Below are 22,419 nucleotides of genomic sequence, written 5' to 3'. Positions count from 1 at the left end.
ATTTTATAAATAATTACTGCCTTTATTATGACTTACATGACGGTTGTTGTGTTAGAAATAAGGCTATCTTTTAAAAACCAGATAATTAACAGCATTTCAAAATTAACGAATGGAAATATTTCACATTAGTGCAGAATGTTACCCAGTTGCAAAAGTAGGAGGTTTAGCTGACGTAGTAGGTGCATTACCTAAGTATCAAAAAGCAGCCAACCAAGATGTAAAAGTTATAATACCGTGTTATGACACCAAGTTTAAAAAAGAGAATGTTTTTGAGAGCGTTTATTCAGGTAGTGTTAAGCTAGGTAAGTTTGATTTTTGTTTTAACATACTTAAAGAAGCCACAGATATATTGGGTTTTGAATTTTACCTCGTTGACATACCAGAATTATTTGACCGACCTAATGTATATAGTTACGAAGACGACATAGAGCGTTTTGTGTCCTTTCAAATTGCAACGTTAGACTGGATTGTTTCTCGAGAGTGTATGCCGGATATTATAAATTGTCACGATCATCATACAGGTTTGATTCCGTTTATGATGTTGTATAGTTATAAATACGAGAAATTAAGAAGAGTGCCTTCTATTATTACCATACATAATGGTTTGTATCAAGGGCAATTTGGTTTTGATAAACTAAATTACTTAGCTGAATTTAATTTAGAACATGCTAATTTATTAGAATGGGGCAATTGTATTAACTCTCTTGCTGTAGGGGTAAAGTGTGCTTGGCAAGTAACTACTGTTTCTCCTAGTTATCTAGATGAAATTAATGAGTTTGCAAATGGTCTTGAACCGTTATTTAACATGGTGCGTTATAAATCAATAGGCATTTTAAACGGAATAGATACTGACGTTTGGAATCCCGAAACGGATAAAATGCTAGAAAATAACTATGACATTACAGCATTTGAATCGGGAAAGAGCGACAATAAAAAAGTCTTGTGTAAATTATTCAATTTGGATCCAAGCAAACCATTATTTTCATTTATAGGAAGATTACTGGAAGAAAAAGGAGGTGATTTATTGCCACAAGCTGCTGCACTAGCATTATCACAAAATTATAAAGAAATTAATATTCTAATTCTAGGCTCTGGGAATACTGAAATAGAAAAAGACCTCAATAGTTTGCTAATTGATTATAAAGGCAATTACAATACCTACATAGGGTATAATGAAGAGTTAGCCCATCTAATTTACGGTGGTGCTGATTTCTTAATGATGCCGTCACGTGTAGAACCTTGTGGTTTGAACCAAATGTACGCTATGCGCTATGGAACGGTGCCTATTGTTAGGAGAACAGGCGGTTTAAAAGATACCGTAATCGATTTTGGAGATGGAGGAAATGGAATATGTCATGATCAGGCTTCAGTAGGAGACATTTTTTATTCTATTCAAAGAGCAATAAATTTATACCAAGATAAAGATCATTTAAATAAAATAATAAAATTAGGAATGAGCACAGACCATTCCTGGGAGCGAGTTTGTCAAGAGTATTTAGAAATGTACAAATTATTAATAGCAAAAGTATGAGAGTCAAAAAGAAAAATGTTGTTTCGATTATTCTAGGTGGAGGTCAAGGTTCAAGATTATATCCCTTAACTGCTACACGGTCAAAACCTGCAGTGCCTATTGCTGGGAAATATAGATTAGTTGATATTCCTATTTCAAATTGTATGAACTCAGACATTAAGAGAATGTTTGTTTTAACCCAATTTAACTCAGCTTCCTTAAATGCGCACATTAAAAACACCTATACTTTTAATGCTTTTAGTCAAGCATTTGTAGATGTTCTAGCTGCGGAGCAAACTCCAGACAACCCTACGTGGTTTCAAGGCACAGCAGATGCAGTAAGACAATGCATGCCACATTTTTTAAATCATGATTTTGATTACGCTTTAATTTTATCCGGAGATCAGTTGTATCAAATGGATTTTAACGATATGATTGAAGCCCACATAAATTCTGGTGCCGAAATCACTGTGGCTACTTTACCAGTAAATGCTAAAGATGCACCTGATTTTGGAATATTAAAAACAAACCATGAGAACGGTATTGAATCGTTTATAGAAAAACCAGTTAAGGAATTATTAGTTGACTGGGAGTCGGAGGTGAGTGATCAAATGAGAAGCGAGGGTAAATTATACTTGGCTTCTATGGGAATCTATATTTTTAATAGAGAGTTGTTGATTGAGTTAATGGCTGACCCAGACACTAAAGATTTCGGAAAAGAAATTATTCCGCAAGCTGTAGGGAAACGCAAGTTATTAAGTTATCAATATGAGGGTTATTGGACTGATATTGGTAATATAGATTCGTTTTTTGAGGCAAACATTGGTCTAACCGATGACATTCCAAAATTTAACTTATTCGATAATGACAATAAAATATATACCAGACCGCGTTTATTACCACCATCTAAATTTAATAATTCGCTAATTGAAAAATCCTTAATATCTGAAGGGTGTATTATTAGTGCTAAGGAGATAAAGAAGTCGGTTATTGGGATTCGTTCTCGAATAGGAGAAGGAAGTGTAATTCAAAATACTTATGTAATGGGTAATGATTTTTATCAAAGCCTAGAGGATATGGATAAAGATAAAGCCAACAACAAAACACTAATAGGAATAGGAGAAAGGTGTTTTATAAATAATGCTCTTGTAGATAAAAATTGCAGACTAGGGAATGATATTTATATCAATGGTGGACAACATCTTGCAGATTTTAATAACGATTTATATGCTATTAAAGAAGGTATTGTAGTCATTAAAAAAGGGGCAATTATACCAGATAATTATAGAATAGAATAGCGATCAAAAATTATTTTTATACTAATAGTCTAATTTATAGTTAGCATTATACACGCTTATATGAGTAACGTATTATCACATTCTCTTTTTACTGATTTTGATATTGATTTGTTTAAAGCTGGCAAGCATTTTCGTTTATATGAAAAGTTAGGAGCACATTTAATAGAAAAAGAGGGGGTACAAGGCGTTTATTTTGCCGTTTGGGCACCTACTGCAAAGACAGTATCTGTTGTAGGTGATTTTAATTACTGGACACAAGGAGCGCATTTATTAGAAGTGCGCTGGGATTCATCAGGTATTTGGGAAGGTTTTATTCCAAATGTACAACAAGGCGCTATTTATAAATATAAAATTCAATCAACTAACAATGATATTGTAACAGAGAAAGCAGATCCATTTGCTTTTTATTGTGAAAAGCCACCTCATACGGCCTCAGTAGTTTGGGACTTAGACTATAAATGGAAAGATAAGAACTGGATGAATGTGCGTCAAAATCACAATGGATTAGACAAACCCTACTCCGTTTATGAAGTTCATCTTGGTTCATGGAAAAGACATGATAATGGAAACCGTTTTTTGACTTATATAGAATTTGCTGATGATTTAGTGAATTATGTAAAAGAAACAGGTTTTACTCATGTAGAATTTATGCCCGTAATGGAGTATCCTTATGATCCGTCATGGGGCTATCAATTAACAGGGTATTTTGCACCTACTTCACGTTTTGGAAAACCACAAGATTTTATGTTCTTGATTGATAAATTACATCAAGCGGGAATAGCTGTGATTCTTGACTGGGTTCCTTCTCATTTTCCAGATGATGCTCACGGTTTGGGATTTTTTGATGGTTCTAATCTCTATGAACATCCAGATCGAAGAAAAGGCTATCATCCGGACTGGAAAAGTTTAGTGTTTAATTATGGCCGCAATGAAGTGCGTTCTTTTTTAATAAGTAATGCATTATTCTGGTTGCAACATTATCATGTTGATGGATTGCGTGTTGACGCAGTAGCATCAATGTTGTATTTAGATTATTCTCGAAAAGAAGGCGAGTGGGAGCCAAATATATATGGAGGAAATGAAAATTTAGACACAATTAGCTTTCTAAAAGAATTCAATGAGGCAGTTTATGCTAATTATGAGGCAGTTCAAACCATTGCAGAGGAAAGTACTTCTTTTCCTATGGTATCTAAGCCTACTTCAATGGGAGGCTTGGGCTTTGGTATGAAATGGATGATGGGCTGGATGCATGATACGCTTGATTATTTTAAAAAAGAAACCGTTTATAGAAAGTACCATCAAAACGAATTGACTTTCTCAATGACCTACGCTTTTTCAGAGAATTTTATGTTGCCCTTATCACATGATGAAGTAGTGCATGGTAAAAAATCTATTGCAGGAAGAATGCCTGGTGACGAATGGCAAAAATTTGCAAATTTACGTTTGTTATACGGTTATATGTTTACCCATCCTGGAACCAAGCTATTATTCATGGGGTGTGAGTTTGGACAAAGTGAAGAGTGGAATTTTGAAGGAAGTTTAGATTGGCATTTATTACAATATCCTTACCATAGTGGCATAAAAAAACTAGTCACTGATTTGAATAGCTTGTATAAAAAGGAAGCCGCTTTGTATGAAAAACAATTTAGTCAAGAGGGTTTTGAATGGATTAATTATTCTGATCATCAAAATGCAGTTTTCTCTTTCATCCGCAAAGGGAATAATCCTAAAGACGATCTTATAATAGTCTGCAATTTTACAGAGGTTGTTCGTGATAATTATCGAATAGGAATTCCTAAAAAAGGAGAACTGGTATCCATTTTTAACTCTGATGCTAAAATATATGGCGGTAGCGATGTGAAAAATAACGAAAAAGTAACAATTGAGTCTTCTCCATACGATGGTAGAGACTATTCAGCAGCATTATTGTTAGGACCATTAAGTGTTAACGTTTTTAAAATTTCATAATTTAGTTAGCTTAGAATAACGGCTAATTATTGAATGCTTTTTTTCTAATCATAAAATATAAATAATCAATAATTTAGTGCTTTTGGATGCCGTTATTTCATTATAACGTTTTCGTTAATATTGTTTTTATTACCAAGTAGAAATCAAGTTTTTTTGTAATTTTACCTAGGAATAAAGGCTTAAAAATTAATAACATACCTTATGATTACAAATACTGAATTAGAATATAAAGGAGATTTATATCCTTCAAAAATAGTTTCTTTTGAACAAAATGTTGATTCTTTTTACTTTCATACTGAAAATAATGTAATATTAAAAGTCACCGTATTAAGAGATAGTTTGATTCGGTTTCGTTTTACTACCAAGGGTTATTTTAGTAATGACTTTTCGTATGCTATTGATCAAAGCCATTCTCACGGGTACAATTTTTTAGAAATGACAGATGAGGAGACTTTTTATCAAATAAAAACTAGCAAAGTTAAATGTAAAATTCAAAAAGCCGACTTAAGAGTCTCTATCTACGATCTTAATGATTTGGTTTTGCTTGAGGATGAATTGGGGTTTCATTGGGAGGAGAGTTATGAATTTGGTGGCAACATTGTTAAAATGAGTAAAGCTTCAAAGGAGGGAGAGAGTTTTTATGGTTTAGGCGATAAAGCGACTCAAATGAACTTAAAAGGCAAACGAATTGAAAACTTTGCTACAGATCAATACGCTTTTCAAAAAGATCAGGAACCGTTATACAAAGTAGTTCCGTTTTATATTGGATTACAAAATAAACAAGCTTACGGGATTTTCTTTGATAATACCTTCAGAACCTTTTTTGATTTCTGCCAAGAGCGTAGAAATGTAACCAGCTTTTGGTCAGAGGGAGGAGAGATGAATTACTACTTTATTTACGGCCCACAAATGGAGGACGTAGTTACTACTTATACTGATCTGACTGGTAAACCGGAACTACCTCCATTATGGGCTCTAGGGTATCATCAATGTAAATGGAGTTATTATCCGGAGAGTAATGTAAAAGAAATTACAGCCAAATTTAGAGCGTTAAAAATTCCTTGTGATGCGATTTATTTAGATATTGATTACATGGATGGTTTTAGATGTTTTACTTGGAATAAAGACTATTTTCCGGATCCAAAAAGAATGGTGAAAGAACTCGCTGATGATGGGTTTAAAACGGTGGTAATTATTGATCCAGGAATTAAGATTGATAAAGATTATGACGTTTATAATGAGGCATTAAAGAATGATTATTTCTGTAAAAGAGCCGATGGTCCCTATATGAAAGGAAAGGTATGGCCGGGAGAATGTAATTTTCCTGATTACACTAATCCCGAAGTGAGAGAATGGTGGGCTGGATTATTCAAAGAATTAATTGCTGAGGTAGGTGTAAAAGGCGTGTGGAACGATATGAACGAACCCGCAGTTATGGAAGTACCTAATAAAACTTTCCCTATGGACGTGCGCCATGATTACGACGGAAACCCTTGTAGTCATAGAAAAGCCCATAACATCTATGGAATGCAAATGGCTCGTGCAACCTATCACGGAGTTAAGAAATATACCTATCCTAAAAGGCCCTTTATTATTACAAGATCCGCATACTCTGGGACGCAACGTTACAGTTCTTCATGGACGGGCGACAATGTAGCTACCTGGGAGCATTTATGGATTGCAAATATACAAGTGCAACGTATGTCTATTTCCGGAATGGGTTTCACAGGCTCTGATATTGGTGGTTTTGCTGAACAGCCTTCCGGCGAATTATATGCTAGATGGATTCAGTTAGGGGTTTTTCATCCTTTTTGTAGAACGCACTCATCTGGTGATCATGGGAATCAAGAACCATGGGCATTTGATGTTGAGGTAATTGATATTACTCGTAAGTTTATTAACCTGCGTTACCAATTACTACCCTACTTGTACACGATGTTTTGGCAATATATAGAAGAGGGAGTTCCTATGTTAAAACCCTTAGTATATTATGATCAAGACGACATCCAAACACATTATCGTAATGATGAGTTTATTTTTGGTAACCAAATCCTAGTTTGTCCTATATTAGAACCTAATGCGGTAGGAAGAAGAATGTATTTGCCTCGCGGTGAATGGTACAACTACTGGACAAACAACCTCGTTATTGGAGGAAAAGAGATGTGGGTAGATACTAAATTTGATGAGATTCCGGTGTTTATAAAAGCAGGAGCGGTGATTCCAAAATACCCTGTTCAACAATATGTAGAAGAGTTGGATTTTGATGAATTGACATTAGACGTGTATTACAAAGAAGGAAACGAAAAGTCAGTAGTCTATGAAGATGCACAAGACGGATATGATTATAAAAAAGGTAGGTTTAGCTTTTTAACATTTCAGGTAACTGGACGTGATAAAGAGGTTATTATACAATTGCACAAAGAAGGTAAGTTTGAAACGAATTACGATTATTATAAAATTAACCTAATAGGATTGCCTTTTGAAATTAATGATATCCAAATCAATAATGAAAAAGTAGCCTTTGATAAGGAAGCTTTCTTAAAAGATGGTTTTTTAAAAGTAGCTAAAGAATTCCATGTTTTGCACATCATGGGAGCTTAAAATAGTTTTAAAATGATACAATTGAGGATGATTTTATAAATGATTACTCAATTATAATTGTATTTTTGTTAAATATTAAAAAAACTATTATGAAAAAGCATACAATATTAGTAGGATTAGGTGTTTTAGCGCTATTGATCTCTTGTGGTACAAATCCATTAACGGGTAAAAAAACTTTAAATCTTGTTTCTAACGATCAATTATTTCCAAGTTCATTTCAACAATACGGTACTTTCTTAAAAGAAAATAAAGTGATAACAGGAACAGCAGATGCTAAAAAAGTAGAGTCTGTAGGGTTAAAAATTAAAGCAGCGGCCGAAAAATATTTAGCTTCTCTAGGTCAAACAGAATATCTAAAAGGATATGAGTGGGAATATAAATTAGTTGAAAGTCCTGATGTAAATGCTTGGTGTATGCCAGGAGGGAAAATTGTAGTCTATTCTGGAATTTTACCTATTACTAAAGATGATGCTGGTTTAGCAACTGTAATGGGACATGAGGTTTCACATGCGTTAGCTAATCACGGAGCACAACGTATGGGTTATGCTCAACTACAAGAATATATAGGTATGGGAGTTGCTGTTGCCACAGCAGGTAAAAGTGAAACTACACAACAGGCTTTTAATACCGCTTATGGTTTAGGATCACAGTACGGTGTAATGTTACCTTTTAGTAGAAGTAATGAGAGTGAAGCTGATAAAATAGGATTAACATTAATGGCTATTGCAGGATACAACCCAGAGGAAGCAATTGCTTTCTGGACAAGAATGTCAGCAAACTCTAGTGGAGCTGCACAACCTGAATTTATGAGTACCCACCCTTCTGATGCTACAAGAATTGCAAATCTAAAAGCAATGGTTCCAGAAGCTAAAGCGACAGCAGCAAAATTTGGAGTAAAATTCAAATAATAAATTAAGATTATCTGTAATCTGTAAAGCCAACTCTCACGAGTTGGCTTTTTTTGTTAAAATTTTTATCCTTAATGTTAAAGTAGATTTTATATATTTACTCCATAAAATAAATAAATTCGTATAAAAAAGATTCCTATGAAATCATTACAAAAAGGAGATAAGAAATTAATTAATGCTTGGGCTTTTTACGATTGGGCAAATTCTGTTTATAGTTTGGTTATAGCAACGGCTGTTTTTCCTATTTACTATGAGACAGTTACAAATGGAAACAATGGTAAGGTTCAATTTCTAGGAACCGAATTTAATAATTCATCTCTACTGTCTTACTCATTATCGTTATCGTTTTTAATTGTAGCCTTAATGTCGCCTATTTTATCTGGAATAGCAGATTATACGGGTAACAAGAAAAAGTTTTTAAAATTCTTTTGCTACCTAGGTTCACTATCCGTGATGAGTTTGTTTTTATTTACAGGACAAGACACTTTATGGATAGGAATTTTAGGAACCATCTTGGCGAGTATTGGTTTCTGGGGAAGTATCGTTTTTTACAATTCGTATTTGCCTGAAATTGCTTATCCGGAACAACATGATAGAGTTAGTGCTAAAGGGTTTATGTTTGGTTATTTAGGTTCGCTAGTATTGCTTACTTTTAGTTTAACAATGGTAATGAAACCAGAATGGTTTGGTATTACAGATGGATCGCTACCTGCTCGTATTTCCTTTCTAGCGGTAGGAATCTGGTGGATTGGTTTTGCACAAGTGACATTCTATTATTTACCTAATAATGTGTTTCATAAAAAACCGGAGAAAGATTATATTTTTAAAGGATTAAGAGAACTTAAAGGAGTTTTAAAGAGTTTGAATGAGTTAAAAGCGCTAAAACAATTTTTAACAGCTTTCTTTCTATATAGTATTGGAGTGCAAACAGTCATTTTGTTAGCGGGCCTTTATGGTAAAAAGGAATTAGGTATAGACACCAGTAAATTAATTATAATCATTTTATTGATTAACCTAGTTGCGATCTTAGGAGCCTATATATTTTCAAGAATATCAGAAAAAATTGGAAATATTAAAACCTTAAAAATAACTATTATTATTTGGGGCGGAATTTGCATAGCCGCTTATTTATTAGATGCTAAAAGTGAATTTATTGACTTACAATTTTATGCGCTTGGAGGAACTATAGGGCTGGTATTAGGAGCAATTCAAACCTTATCACGTTCAACTTATTCTAAAATTTTACCTCATACTGAAGATCATGCTACTTATTTCAGTTTCTTTGATGTGACTGAGAAAATTGCTATTGTAGTAGGTACCTTTATTTTTGGGTTCGTAGGAGCAATAACCGACTCGATGCGAAATTCTTTTTTCATTCTAGCTGTTTTCTTTCTGCTTGGTTTTATCGTTTTAAGTTTTATGAAAGAAGAAAAAGAATAGTGATGTAATTAAATTAAAAAAGCTGTTTTTAAGAATTCTTAAAAACAGCTTTTTTATGCTATAACAATGCGTTTATTTTGCAGAAATGCTACCAGATCCACTAACTTTAGTATCTTTTGTTTTAGGATTACCTTTATAATTGATACTACCAGAACCAGATATTCTTGCAATTAAATTATTAGAACAGAATAGTTGTATGTTTCCTGAACCAGAAATAACAGCATTTGCATTTTCAGCGTTTAATTCATACGTGTTAAGATCTCCTGAACCAGATAGTTTACCGTCATAGTTTGTTGCTTTACCTTTTAGATTTACATCACCAGAGCCACTAATATTAACCTCTGCATCGTTTACGTCAAGAGTAAGGTTGATATCTCCTGAACCTGATAATTTTACTGAAAATTTAGTTGTTTTTATCGTGCTTTTAGTAGTTATGCTTCCTGATCCTCCAAGAGAAACATCTGATATGCTTTCAAAAGGGACCGTAATGAGTAATTTTTTACTTGTGTTAATGCTTTTATTCTTTTCAGTATAAATAAGTAGAACTCCATTTTCGACTTCTATTCTTACTAAAGGAAGAATGTTTTCTTCCCCTACAATTGTAATAGCACCTTCTTTACCAGAAACTAATTCTACATCAAAAAAGCCTCCAACTCTTATTTGATCATAATTAGCTGTACTTCGTTTTTCTGTTACAATTTTTCCGTTCCCTTTGATTGTGTTTTTAGAAAACCACTGTGCGTTTGCCATAGTTGTAAAAAGCAATCCGCTTAACAACATTGAATTTAATAGATTTTTCATGATTGTTTTATTATTTTTTGATTAATGATACATTTCCATAATCAGAAGAAATCTTAATTAAATTACTTCCTTTTTTCTTATAATAACCACTATACTTTTTAGTGTTATTTGTTTCTTCTTTATTTATAAATGTCAAATCTCCTGAGTATTTTAAATTAGCGTAACTCAGAATAACATCAAAATTAAAATCAAAATTTTCATCAAATCCAATAGTTGAGTTGCTATAATTTGAAACAATAGCTACAGCTGAAGCTTTAGCAGTGATGGTATGAATTAAAATATCGCTGTACTTGGTATTTATTTTTATGTTTCCGTTGAGGTTGCCCACCTTTATTTTTAAATAATTACCTAATCCGTCTAAGTTTTTAATATTTTGAAAATTCAAATCCCCATATTTACTGGTATATTTTACCTCGTTTGCGTCTTGAATATCGATATCAGTATAGTCTGAGGTTAAATCAAGTTTGTTTATTTGCTGGATATTTAAGTCGGAATATTTTGCTGTAATAGTTCCATTATTCAAATAGCTGATGCTCGAATTATCGCAATATTCTATTTGGATGTCATTGTTATTACTACTTAATTTGCCCAATGTTAATTTTCCATATTTACAATAAATGGTTGTACTCGATAACAAATCAGTACAAATAATGCTTCCATATTTATTGTTGAGGTTGACATTATTACTATTTCTTGGGATTTTTATAATGTAGTTTATTTCAAAATTATTGTTGGACCCATTGTTTCTTGAACCTGAGTTACCAATTATCGTCTTAGCGCTCACGAGTCCTTTTAATGCGCTAATTTCAACTGTAATGTCATTCAGGCGCTGGTTGACCCATTTCTCGTTGTTACTACTTACTTTGATCGTAATATCAAGGTCAATCTTGTCTTCATCCCAAGGTATCACTGTAATGCTTCCGTAGGAGTTAGTAATGGCTAAACTGGCATCAGTATTAACGAGATAGGTTTTTTTTATGTTTTTCTGTTTGGTATGTGTAAATTTCTCCCCATTCGAAAACATCAAAAAAGGAATTGAAAATAAAATAAAAAGGTATTTACGTTGTTTTTTCATCTTTTAAGCTAATTAATTTCTCATTAGTTTCAATATGTTGCAATACATTTTGCAGAAAAGAAATTCTTATTTGTAAGTTGCTAATCAAAGCATTTATGATCACTTTATTCTCTCCGTTTTTTTGCAATTCAATAATAATTTTATTGTAATCATTGTCTAGTTGCTTCATTTGTTTCAATGCATCCGAAATTATTTTTTCATTTTCAGGTGATTTTTTTTCTTGAATTTTATTTAACTGATTCGCTATTAAAACAGTAAAAATAGAATCGGTTTGCTTTGTTTCTTTAGATGCAAATTCAAAGGTTTTTGACTTTTCTTCTGCTTTATAAAAGGTACAAATTCCCAATAATATTAAAATTGTAGCAGCAACAGTTATCTGGAAAAAGTATTTCTGTATAGGATTTTGCTTTTTTAATTTTTTTAAAAATCGCTGTTCGTGATTCAATTCTAAATGTTCGGTATCCCACTGGTATCGGTGTTCATTAAACATTTGATCTAATTTTTCATTTTCATTTCTCATAATTTCATCAATTTGGATCGTAAATTCTCTTTTGCTCTACACAATGTGGTTCGGCAATTAGCGTAACTAATATTCAGTATTTCGCTAATTTCTTCTTGGTCGTAGCCTTCAATATAAAATAAAGTAAGCACCATGCTATAACTCTCTTTCATAGTTTGTAATGTTGCCAAGATTTGTTGCATTTTTAACTCATTAAAACTAGCGCTATCGATAAAGTCATTATCGTTTTCGACTAGTGTTACTGCAAGATTATCAAAATCTTCTTTGTAATATTTATTCTGTTGTTTGTAGAAATCAATACTGCAGTTAACAATAATTCTTTTTAGCCATGCACCAAAAGCGACTTCATTTTTATAAGAATCAATTTTGATGAAAGCCTTTAAAAAACCCTCTTGCATAATATCTTCGGCAAAATGGTAGTCTTTTACAATACGAAAAGCCACATTATACATCGCTTTGCTGTAGCGATTATAAATTTCAAATTGTGCTTTTTGATCGTTTTTTTTACAAAGCGCAATTAGTTCGTCAATATGTTTGCTGGCTAATTTCAAATAGTTAGTTAAGGTTTTATAAAGAGACTGATTATTTTTAGAACTGTTACACTTTTGTAAATAATAATTTAATTAATATTTCAAAATGGTCTGTTTTTTTTGGTTTAAACCAATGAATTAAAGGTTTAGATATTGATCGTTATTAATACTAATTGCCTTTTGCGTAAAGCGAAATTGTTAAAATGGCATAGTGATTGCCTTTTTATAACATCTAATGAATAATATGGATTTATAGCTATATTTATATAAAGCTTAGCTTATATTTGTTCATTCCATGAAATTTTTAATGACAAAAAGACTTAAATATACTATGTCAAACCATAAAATACTTACTATTGACAATTTGTCACTTCAAGAATTTGATTCTGAAGCCGAATTAATCCCTTTATTAACACCAGAAGACGAAGAGGAAATGATTAACGAGCAATTGCCGGAATCATTACCTATTTTACCGTTGCGAAACATGGTTTTATTTCCAGGAGTTGTAATCCCCATTACAGCGGGTCGTGACAAATCGATAAAATTGATCGACGATGCAAATGCTGCAGGAAAAATAATAGGAGTCGTAGCTCAAAAAAATGAAGAAGATGAAGATCCTTCTAAAGACGATATTCATACTATAGGAACCGTTGCTAGAATTTTACGCGTTTTAAAAATGCCTGACGGAAATACTACGGTAATTCTACAAGGAAAAAAACGTTTTGAAATTGATACAGTTGTAGCTGAAGATCCTTATCTAACAGCGACAATTAAAGAATTTGAAGAAAGTCGTCCAGATCAAACTGATACCGAATTTTTAGCGATTTTAGAATCAGTTAAAGAGTTGGCTATCCAGATCATTAAAGAAAGTCCAAACATTCCTAGTGAAGCTACTTTTGCTATAAAAAATATTGAGAGTCAGTCTTTTTTGATCAATTTTGTTACCTCAAACATGAACTTAACTGTTAAAGAGAAACAAGATTTATTAGCGATTAGTAATTTGAAAGATAGAGCACTAGAGACGCTTCGATATATGAATATTGAATTGCAAAAACTAGAGCTTAAAAATGATATTCAATCTAAGGTTCGTTTTGACTTAGACCAGCAACAGCGCGAATACTTTTTGCATCAGCAAATGAAAACTATCCAGGAAGAACTAGGTGGTGTGTCGCAAGAGGAAGAAATGGATGAGATGCTTCAAAAGTCAAAAACTAAGAAGTGGGATGAAAAAACGCAAAAGCATTTTGATAAAGAATTGTCAAAAATGCGTCGTATGAATCCGCAAGCACCAGACTTTGGTATTCAAAGAAATTATTTAGAGTTATTTCTAGACTTGCCTTGGGGTGAATATTCTAAAGATAATTTTGATTTAAAAAGAGCACAGAAAATTCTTGATAGAGACCATTTTGGTCTAGAAGAAGTTAAGAAAAGAATGATTGAGCATCTGGCAGTTCTAAAACTGCGTAATGATATGAAATCACCTATAATATGCTTGACAGGACCTCCTGGAGTTGGTAAAACATCAATTGGGCGCTCTGTTGCAGAAGCTTTAGGTAGAGAATATGTACGTATTTCTTTAGGAGGATTGCGTGATGAGTCTGAAATTAGAGGACATAGAAAGACCTATATAGGAGCAATGCCAGGAAGGATTATTCAGAGTTTAAAAAAAGCAGGAACATCTAATCCAGTTTTTGTTTTAGACGAAATTGATAAGTTATCAAACAGCAATCAAGGAGATCCATCATCGGCATTATTAGAAGTTTTAGATCCAGAGCAAAACAATTCTTTTTATGATAATTTCCTAGAAATGGGTTATGATTTATCAAAAGTAATGTTTATTGCTACGTCCAACAATATGAGCACAATACAGCCCGCATTGCGTGACAGAATGGAGATTATAAAAATGACTGGCTACACTATTGAAGAAAAAGTAGAAATTGCCAAGCAACATTTATTTCCAAGACAATTAAAAGAACACGGACTAACAACCAAGGACTTAACCATTGGAAAAAAACAATTAGAAAAAATTGTTGAAGGGTATACGCGTGAATCAGGGGTACGTGGACTAGAGGCTAAAATTGCTCAAGTAATCCGTAATGCAGCAAAATCTGTTGCTATGGAGGAAGAATATAATAAAAAAGTTACTGACGAAGATATCATAAAAGTTTTAGGTACTCCTAGATTAATTAGAGATAAGTACGAAAGTAATGATGTGGCAGGAGTTGTTACGGGGCTTGCTTGGACTAGTGTAGGAGGTGATATTTTATTTATTGAATCGCTAATTTCGCCAGGAAAAGGAACTATGACTATCACTGGAAATTTAGGTACCGTGATGAAAGAATCAGCTACCATTGCTTTAGAATATATTAAAGCAAATGCGGCACATTTAGGTGTTAATCCTGATATTATCTCTAAGTACAACATTCATTTACACGTTCCAGAAGGAGCTACTCCTAAAGATGGCCCAAGTGCTGGTATCGCTATGTTGACTTCATTAGTTTCTTTGTTTACACAAAAGAGAGTGAAGAAAAATATTGCTATGACAGGTGAAATTACACTTAGAGGAAAAGTATTGCCAGTAGGTGGAATTAAAGAGAAAATCTTAGCTGCTAAAAGAGCAAATATTAAAGAAATCATATTATGTCACGAGAATAAAAGTGACATTGATGAGATAAAACCAGAGTATGTTGAGGGATTAACTTTTCATTTTGTAAAAGAAATGAGTGAAGTTTTAAAATTTGCCTTAACAGATCAAGATGTTAAAAATGCTAAGAAGTTGTAGTTAGACACTTCTAAAAATGAAATTTTATTCCAAAATCCAAGTTTAAAACACAAACGAGGATTTTGGAATTTTGTTTGTTTGGAATTTTGCGATAGAAAAACAGCTTTTTATAGCATTATAATTTTATCTTCGTTTGCACAAAACAATATTATGAGCGTTTTCAAAAAATGGATTTTGTACTTTTTATTATTTGTATCTGCCTACTCGTATGGCCAGATAGGAGGAAAGAGTACCTACCAATTTTTGAATTTAATTTCCTCCCCTAGGCAAGCTGCTTTAGGAGGTAAAACGATTACAATTTATGACGATGATGTCAATCAAGCCAACTTTAACCCTGCGGTTATCAATGATGAAATGCACAATCATTTGGCTTTGAATTATGGAAGTTATTACGGGGAGGTAACTTATGGAAATGCATCTTACGCTTACACCTATGATAAACATTTAAATACTTTTCATGCAGCTGTAAATTATGTAAATTACGGATCATTTGAAGGATATGATGAAAACGGTCAAGCAACATCTTCATTTACAGGGAGCGAAATAGCTTTATCTGTTGGTTATGCTTACAATATCCCGTTTACTACGATCTATTTAGGAGCTAATGCAAAATTGATTTCGTCTACCTTAGAGAGTTATAATTCACTAGGAGGAGCAATTGACCTAGGAGGTATATTCATAGACGAACGTAATGATGTTAATTGGGCTTTAGTGATTAAAAATATAGGGACACAATTCACTGCTTATAATGAATTTAGAGAAAAATTGCCTTTAGAAATAATTGCTGGGGTTTCACAGGAATTAGAGCACGTACCGTTACGATGGCATTTAACGCTTGAAAATCTACAACAGTGGAATATTGCTTTTGCAAATCCAGAAAGAGCGACAACAGCTATAGATGGTACGGTAACTGAGGAGAAAGTGTCATTTGTAAATAATGCTTTGCGACATGTAATAGTAGGAGTTGAGCTTTTTCCTAAAAAAGCATTTAATTTGCGATTAGGATATAACTTTAAAAGAGGAGAAGAATTAAAAATAGTAGACCAGCGTAACTTTTCAGGAGCTTCGTTAGGTTTTGGATTAAGATTTAACAAATTAAAATTTAACTATTCGTATTCTAGGTATACTTTAGCCGGAAATTCGAGTTTGTTTGGATTAACTATTAATTTTCAATAATAATATTTTGAGTAAAAAAATTACAATTGCAATAGACGGATTTTCATCAACTGGAAAATCGACTTTAGCAAAACAATTGGCTAATAAATTAGGATATATCTACGTAGATACTGGTGCAATGTACCGTGCTGTTACTTTGTATGCCATGCAAAAGGAGTATATTTCTGCTGAATTTTTTAATAAAGAAGCTTTAATTAAGGCGTTGCCAAAAATAAAATTACAATTTATATTCAATTCTGATTTAGGTTTTGGTGAAATGTTTTTGAATGATAGTAATGTAGAAAAGCAAATTAGAAAAATTGAAGTTTCTGGTTTTGTAAGTAAGGTTGCAGAAATTTCAGAAGTTCGTTCTAAATTAGTAGAACAGCAACAAGAAATGGGGAGAAATAAAGGAATCGTAATGGACGGAAGAGACATTGGGACCGTAGTTTTTCCAGAAGCAGAACTTAAAATATTCATGAATGCAACTGCAAGTACTAGAGCACAAAGGCGTTATGATGAGCTGCAAGCTAAAGGTGATCAAGTAACTTATGAAGCGGTGTTGAAAAACGTTGAAGAACGCGACTATATTGATACGCACAGAGCTGATTCTCCTTTAATCGTTGCTGAGGATGCTACAGAAATTGATAATTCAAATTTAAGTAGAGACGAGCAGTTTGATTTAGTGATTGCATTAGCAAATGAAGTTACTAAAACGTTATAATTTTTTGTAGATATCATTTTTAATACTAGATTTACGCCTTGTAAATTTTTGAAATAAATACAATTCATCACAATGGGAATTAAATACAGATTGATTTTAATGAGTTTTCTTCAATTTTTTGTTTGGGGAGCTTGGTTGATTACAATTGCAAACTACTGGTTTGGGACAAAAAATTGGGATGGTACGCAATTTGGTTTGGTTTTTAGTACCATGGGGATTGCCTCTTTATTTATGCCAACATTAACTGGTATCATTGCCGATAGATGGGTAAATGCTGAAAAACTATACGGAGTTTTGCACATACTTTATGCAGCAGTGTTGTTTTATTTACCAATGGTAACCGAGCCTACTACTTTTATTTATGTAATTCTAGTAGCAATGTGTTTCTATATGCCTACTATTTCACTAAGTAACTCGATTTCTTATAATGCTTTAATATTAAATAAGAATGACATTGTAAAGGATTTTCCGCCTATTCGTGTTTTTGGTACTATAGGTTTTATTGTTGCCATGTGGATTACAAACCTTACTGGAAATAAATCAACTTCATATCAATTTTATATTGCAGGAATTGCGGCATTGATTTTAGGTATTTATGCTTTTACATTACCTAAAAGCAAGCCACAACGTTTGATTAAGGAGAATGCTTCTACAATGGAAATGTTGGGTTTAGAGTCATTTAAGTTATTTGCTAATTATAAAATGGCGCTGTTTTTTGTTTTTTCTATGTTTTTAGGAGGCGCTTTACAGTTGACTAATGCGTATGGCGATGTTTTTTTAGATGAATTTAAACATTTTCCTAGATATGCCGACTCATTTGTAGTGAAGTATTCTACAATTATTATGTCAATTTCTCAAGTTTCAGAAACCTTATTTATATTAGCGATTCCGTTTTTCTTGAAACGATACGGGATTAAGAGAGTAATGTTGATCAGTATGTTGGCTTGGGTATTGCGTTTTGGCTTTTTTGCGTACGGTGATCCAGTAGATGGTTTATGGATGATTATTATGTCTTGTGTTGTTTACGGAATGGCATTTGATTTCTTTAATATCTCAGGTTCATTATTTGTAGAAACGAATACGGATCCTAAAAACCGTTCTTCGGCTCAAGGGATGTTTATGATGATGACTAATGGTTTTGGAGCTATTCTTGGAAGTTTTACTTCGGGTTGGGCAATTGATCATTTTTTTACAAAATCTTTTAATTCGACTGAAACGCTTTCTACTTTTTTAAAAACAGAACCTAATAATCCTTTAATGGGAGATTTTATAAAGGGACAAGGAGTAAAGGTAGCGTCTAACGGAATTTTTAGTCGTGAGATATTTATGAAAGACTGGCATACAATTTGGCTTTCATTTGCATTGTATGCTTTGATTATTGCAATTGCATTTGCGATATTGTTTAAGCACAAGCATGATCCTAAAATAGTTGAAAAATTAAATCACTAAGATTTATACCTTTATATATAGAACCCCGATGTTGATAGATATCGGGTTTTTTTGTGGCTGAAAATGAAGGGTGTTAGCTGCTTAGGTACTATCTTTAAAACCTAATTTGTTTTAATTTATTTTCAATATATTTGGATTAGCAGAGAGGAAACGTACTGCGATTTTTCGTTGAATGTTTACCTTGTTTAACCTCAACTTGTTTGGGGCTAATTTTTTTATCCGTTTTTGCGTTTGTGCCTTTTTCAAAGGCAAGCAGAGAAGAAAGCTCCTGCTCCTTTTCTTGAATATTTATTTGATAATCAGAATCGTATCGCTCATTTTTCTTCCACAAATGATAGACCATCACTAATATTTTTTTTTGTACCGCTACATAACTTTTTATTTTTATAGCATGTTTTTCAAATGTCCTATTATATAAATCTAAAAACGGTTTTTCTTTACACGTTATAACCACTAAAGACGGCATATGAAGTGCTCTTCTTATTCTTGAATTACCTTTTTTTGATATTTTAGTCTTTCCTACTCTTGTTCCAGATTGGGCTTCTACAACATCATAACCAGCATAAGATACCAATTGCTTATAATTTTCGAATAGTTCAAAACCATTAGTTTCTGCTATTAAAGTTGCAATTGTTAAATAACCTAAGCCTTTCATTGCTAGAATATTTAAGCATTTTCTATAAACCACATCATCTGATTTTAAATGTAATTTCATCTTTTTACTTAACTCTTTCAACTGAGAATCAAAAAGGGCTAAAGTGGTTTTAAGTTGTTCAATTGTCATTTCACAAGGATACATACCGTGCTTTAATGCATGAATTTGGTTACTTATAACTGTTTTTAACTCTTGTATATTTTGATGTTGCCTAGTGTAATTGCGTAATTCATAATAATACCGACCTAGCGGTTGCCAAAGTCCTAAGCATTGTTCAGCTCCCATTTGTGCTAACCCTCTAGCGTCAATACTATCATTTTTTGATTTTAAACCTAAGCATTCTAAATATTTCTTTGCCTTATTGGGTAAAACAATAGATAGTTGGTATCCTTTTTCAAATAAATATAAGGCACAATTTTCATGATAGACACCTGTGGCTTCCATGCAAACAACCAAAGGTAACTCCGTAGCTTTATGCCATTTTGTTATCCAGGAGTCTAAATTTTTAAAACCACAGACAGTGTTGTTAAATGTAATTTTAGACATAAACTGAACTTGCTGATTTTGGTCGATCACACAAATAGATCCGTCTATTTTTTTACTAGAAACATCTAATCCTACAGAATACTTTAAAGTCATAACATTGGCTGTTTAAGACAAACAAAAAACTACATGGGTCTTGGCTCATTAGTTATACTGCATCTAAATTAAAAACCTAGTGCTTAAGTACTATTGCGACTTGAAATGTAATTAAAATGAAGTTGATTAACCTAACTTACAATATCGTACTAAACGTATCTGGCCCCGATAGAATTTTGCAACTTCATTTTGTTTATCAATTATTACTATTTTAAAGATAAGTATTTTATCATTTTGTAACTATAACAAAGATATGAGCCCCGATGGAGCCGGTATCCTCGTAGTCCCTTTTTTTGGGACGGAGAGATAAAGGGGAGAGCGGGAAACCATGCCGGTAAAGAAGCCTATTGTTTCGCTTCTGATTTTCAGTAGGTTATCTTTTGTTGAATATTTTTGTTGTTTCAAATAAAAGTATTACTTTTGCACACCTTTTGGTGGATAAGAGTTTCCATTAGGTATCAATTAATTATACAAACAACTTCTGTTGTTTTCTACTGCTTTATGAAACTCGAGAGAATGCAGAATACAAATTTTAATCAGCATGTCTGAACAAATCCAATCTCAAGAAGAATTTTTAGCAAACTTTAACTGGCATAACTTTGAAGAAGGTATCGATCCAGTTGATGATCAGCACTTAAAAGAATTCGAAGAATTAGTAACAAAAACTTTTATCGCTACTGACCAAGAAGAAGTGGTTGATGGAACAGTTGTTAGAATTACAGATAGAGACGTTATCGTTGATATCAACGCAAAATCGGAAGGTGTTATTTCATTAAACGAATTCCGTTACAACCCAAATTTAAAAGTAGGTGATACTGTTGAAGTATTAATCGATATCCGTGAAGACAAAACTGGACAACTAGTTTTATCTCACAGAAAAGCACGTACTATCAAATCATGGGATAGAGTTATTGCTGCAAACGAAACAGGTGAAATCGTTAATGGTTTTGTAAAATGCAGAACTAAAGGTGGTATGATCGTTGATGTTTTCGGAATTGAAGCGTTCTTACCAGGATCTCAAATTGATGTTAAGCCAATTAGAGATTACGATGTTTACGTAAACAAAACAATGGAATTCAAAGTTGTGAAAATCAACCACGAATTTAAAAACGTTGTTGTATCTCACAAAGCGCTTATTGAAGCGGATATTGAAGTACAGAAAAAAGAAATCATCGGTCAATTACAAAAAGGACAAGTATTAGAAGGTGTTGTTAAAAACATTACTTCTTATGGTGTCTTTATTGACTTAGGTGGAGTTGATGGATTGATTCACATTACTGACCTTTCTTGGTCTAGAATCAACCACCCATCTGAAGTTCTTGAATTAGATCAAAAATTAAATGTTGTAATCCTTGATTTCGATGATGAGAAAACAAGAATTCAATTAGGATTGAAACAATTAAACGCTCACCCATGGGATGCATTAGATGCTAACTTGGCTATTGGAGATAAAGTTAAAGGAAAAGTAGTTGTTATTGCTGATTACGGAGCTTTCATCGAAGTTGCTGAAGGTGTTGAAGGTTTAATTCACGTTTCTGAAATGTCTTGGTCTACTCATTTACGTTCTGCTCAAGATTTCGTAAAAGTAGGTGATGTTGTTGAAGCTGTTATCTTAACATTAGATAGAGATGACCGTAAAATGTCATTAGGTATCAAACAATTATCTCAAGATCCTTGGACTGATATTACTTCTAAATATCCTGTAGGTTCTAAACATTCAGGTATCGTTAGAAACTTTACAAACTTTGGTATCTTCGTAGAACTTGAAGAAGGAATTGATGGATTAATTTACATCTCTGATTTATCTTGGACTAAGAAAATCAAACACCCATCTGAATTTGTAAATGTTGGAGAGAAACTTGATGTAGTAGTATTAGAATTAGATGTTGACGGACGTAAATTGTCTTTAGGTCACAAACAAACTACTCCTAATCCATGGGATCAGTACGAAGATTCATTCGCTGTTGGAACTATCCACAACGGAGAGATCTCTGAGATTGTTGATAAAGGAGCTACAGTAGAATTTGGAGATGATATCGTTGCTTTCATTCCTACTCGTCATCTTGAAAAAGAAGATGGTAAGAAATTGAAAAAAGGTGAATCTGCTGATTTCAAAGTAATCGAATTCAACAAAGAATTTAAAAGAGTTGTTGCATCTCACACTGCTATCTTCCGTGAAGAAGAAGAGAAAAATGTGAAAGCTAACACTGAAAATAATTCTTCAGCTTCAAATTCATCTAATGCACCTGCATCTACTTTAGGAGATAGCAATGATGTATTAGCTGCATTGAAAGCTAAAATGGAAAAATCTGAGAAAAAATAATTCTCAACTTTCTTATATTAGAAAAGCCTCACAGTGATGTG

The 22,419-nt window shown here is 32.8% G+C and carries 16 protein-coding genes; 11 read left to right on the top strand and 5 right to left on the bottom strand.

Features of this window, described 5'->3' with window-relative positions; genetic code table 11:
* Nucleotides 1–109 precede the first annotated feature (109 nt).
* The 6 genes from ACVEGE_RS18700 (at nucleotide 110) to ACVEGE_RS18675 (ending at nucleotide 9,725) form a co-directional block, all read left to right on the top strand.
* The gene (locus tag ACVEGE_RS18700) at nucleotides 110–1,531 is read left to right on the top strand and encodes a glycogen synthase (protein WP_192500952.1); all 1,422 of its coding nucleotides are present in this window, start codon (nucleotides 110–112) and stop codon (nucleotides 1,529–1,531) included.
* Complete coding sequence (locus ACVEGE_RS18695; protein ID WP_192500951.1) at nucleotides 1,528–2,808, top strand: glucose-1-phosphate adenylyltransferase; 1,281 nt, start codon at nucleotides 1,528–1,530, stop codon at nucleotides 2,806–2,808. Before ACVEGE_RS18700 ends, ACVEGE_RS18695 begins: the two co-directional genes overlap by 4 nt.
* A 60-nt stretch (nucleotides 2,809–2,868) precedes the next feature.
* Nucleotides 2,869–4,776, top strand: a complete 1,908-nt coding sequence (glgB, locus tag ACVEGE_RS18690) for a 1,4-alpha-glucan branching protein GlgB (protein WP_192500950.1) — start codon at nucleotides 2,869–2,871, stop codon at nucleotides 4,774–4,776.
* A gap of 201 nt (nucleotides 4,777–4,977) precedes the next feature.
* The gene (locus ACVEGE_RS18685) at nucleotides 4,978–7,377 is read left to right on the top strand and encodes a glycoside hydrolase family 31 protein (protein WP_458008600.1); all 2,400 of its coding nucleotides are present in this window, start codon (nucleotides 4,978–4,980) and stop codon (nucleotides 7,375–7,377) included.
* Between the two features lie 89 nt (nucleotides 7,378–7,466).
* Nucleotides 7,467–8,285, top strand: coding sequence for a M48 family metallopeptidase (locus tag ACVEGE_RS18680; protein WP_192500949.1), 819 nt, complete (start codon nucleotides 7,467–7,469; stop codon nucleotides 8,283–8,285).
* A 138-nt stretch (nucleotides 8,286–8,423) separates the two neighbouring features.
* A complete protein-coding gene (locus tag ACVEGE_RS18675) occupies nucleotides 8,424–9,725 on the top strand; it encodes an MFS transporter (protein WP_192500948.1) in 1,302 nt (433 codons plus the stop codon).
* 72 nt (nucleotides 9,726–9,797) lie between these two features.
* Here ACVEGE_RS18675 and ACVEGE_RS18670 read toward each other — a convergent pair whose 3' ends face one another.
* Genes ACVEGE_RS18670 through ACVEGE_RS18655 form a run of 4 tightly spaced genes read right to left on the bottom strand, consistent with a single transcriptional unit; the run spans nucleotide 9,798 to nucleotide 12,672 of the window.
* Nucleotides 9,798–10,526: a head GIN domain-containing protein gene (locus tag ACVEGE_RS18670; protein WP_192500947.1), complete on the bottom strand. Its 729-nt coding sequence runs from the start codon at nucleotides 10,524–10,526 to the stop codon at nucleotides 9,798–9,800.
* Between the two features lie 10 nt (nucleotides 10,527–10,536).
* Entirely contained in the window at nucleotides 10,537–11,601 is a 1,065-nt protein-coding gene (locus ACVEGE_RS18665; RefSeq protein ID WP_225738115.1) for a hypothetical protein, read from the bottom strand.
* The gene (locus tag ACVEGE_RS18660) at nucleotides 11,585–12,121 is read right to left on the bottom strand and encodes an anti-sigma factor (protein ID WP_173856130.1); all 537 of its coding nucleotides are present in this window, start codon (nucleotides 12,119–12,121) and stop codon (nucleotides 11,585–11,587) included. The genes ACVEGE_RS18665 and ACVEGE_RS18660 overlap by 17 nt, the downstream gene beginning before the upstream one ends.
* Nucleotides 12,118–12,672 (bottom strand): RNA polymerase sigma factor, encoded by a 555-nt coding sequence (locus ACVEGE_RS18655; RefSeq protein ID WP_192500946.1) that lies wholly within the window; start codon nucleotides 12,670–12,672, stop codon nucleotides 12,118–12,120. Before ACVEGE_RS18655 ends, ACVEGE_RS18660 begins: the two co-directional genes overlap by 4 nt.
* A gap of 310 nt (nucleotides 12,673–12,982) precedes the next feature.
* Here ACVEGE_RS18655 and lon point away from each other — a divergent pair, with 310 nt between their 5' ends.
* The 4 genes from lon to ACVEGE_RS18635 all read left to right on the top strand — a co-directional run bounded on the left by lon (nucleotide 12,983) and on the right by ACVEGE_RS18635 (nucleotide 18,761).
* Nucleotides 12,983–15,433 carry an endopeptidase La gene (gene lon / locus ACVEGE_RS18650; RefSeq protein ID WP_192500945.1) on the top strand — a complete coding sequence of 817 codons (2,451 nt, stop codon included), beginning with the start codon at nucleotides 12,983–12,985 and terminating at the stop codon, nucleotides 15,431–15,433.
* A gap of 150 nt (nucleotides 15,434–15,583) precedes the next feature.
* The gene (gene porQ / locus ACVEGE_RS18645; protein ID WP_192500944.1) at nucleotides 15,584–16,609 is read left to right on the top strand and encodes a type IX secretion system protein PorQ; all 1,026 of its coding nucleotides are present in this window, start codon (nucleotides 15,584–15,586) and stop codon (nucleotides 16,607–16,609) included.
* Nucleotides 16,610–16,616: 7 nt separating this feature from the next.
* Nucleotides 16,617–17,312, top strand: a complete 696-nt coding sequence (gene cmk, locus ACVEGE_RS18640; RefSeq protein WP_192500943.1) for a (d)CMP kinase — start codon at nucleotides 16,617–16,619, stop codon at nucleotides 17,310–17,312.
* Between the two features lie 72 nt (nucleotides 17,313–17,384).
* Nucleotides 17,385–18,761, top strand: coding sequence for a nucleoside permease (locus ACVEGE_RS18635; protein ID WP_192500942.1), 1,377 nt, complete (start codon nucleotides 17,385–17,387; stop codon nucleotides 18,759–18,761).
* Nucleotides 18,762–18,897: 136 nt separating this feature from the next.
* On the opposite strand, the gene ACVEGE_RS18630 is transcribed toward ACVEGE_RS18635, so the two are convergent.
* Nucleotides 18,898–20,055: an IS110 family RNA-guided transposase gene (locus ACVEGE_RS18630; protein WP_458008599.1), complete on the bottom strand. Its 1,158-nt coding sequence runs from the start codon at nucleotides 20,053–20,055 to the stop codon at nucleotides 18,898–18,900.
* Between the two features lie 541 nt (nucleotides 20,056–20,596).
* Between ACVEGE_RS18630 and rpsA the strand changes: the two genes are divergently transcribed.
* Nucleotides 20,597–22,378, top strand: coding sequence for a 30S ribosomal protein S1 (rpsA, locus tag ACVEGE_RS18625; protein ID WP_173853347.1), 1,782 nt, complete (start codon nucleotides 20,597–20,599; stop codon nucleotides 22,376–22,378).
* The last annotated feature ends 41 nt before the right edge of the window (nucleotides 22,379–22,419 follow it).

The organism is Flavobacterium sp. PL002 (assembly GCF_054165825.1).
Note: the sequence above shows the minus strand (reverse complement) of the source record. Positions and strands in the feature narration are given on the sequence as shown.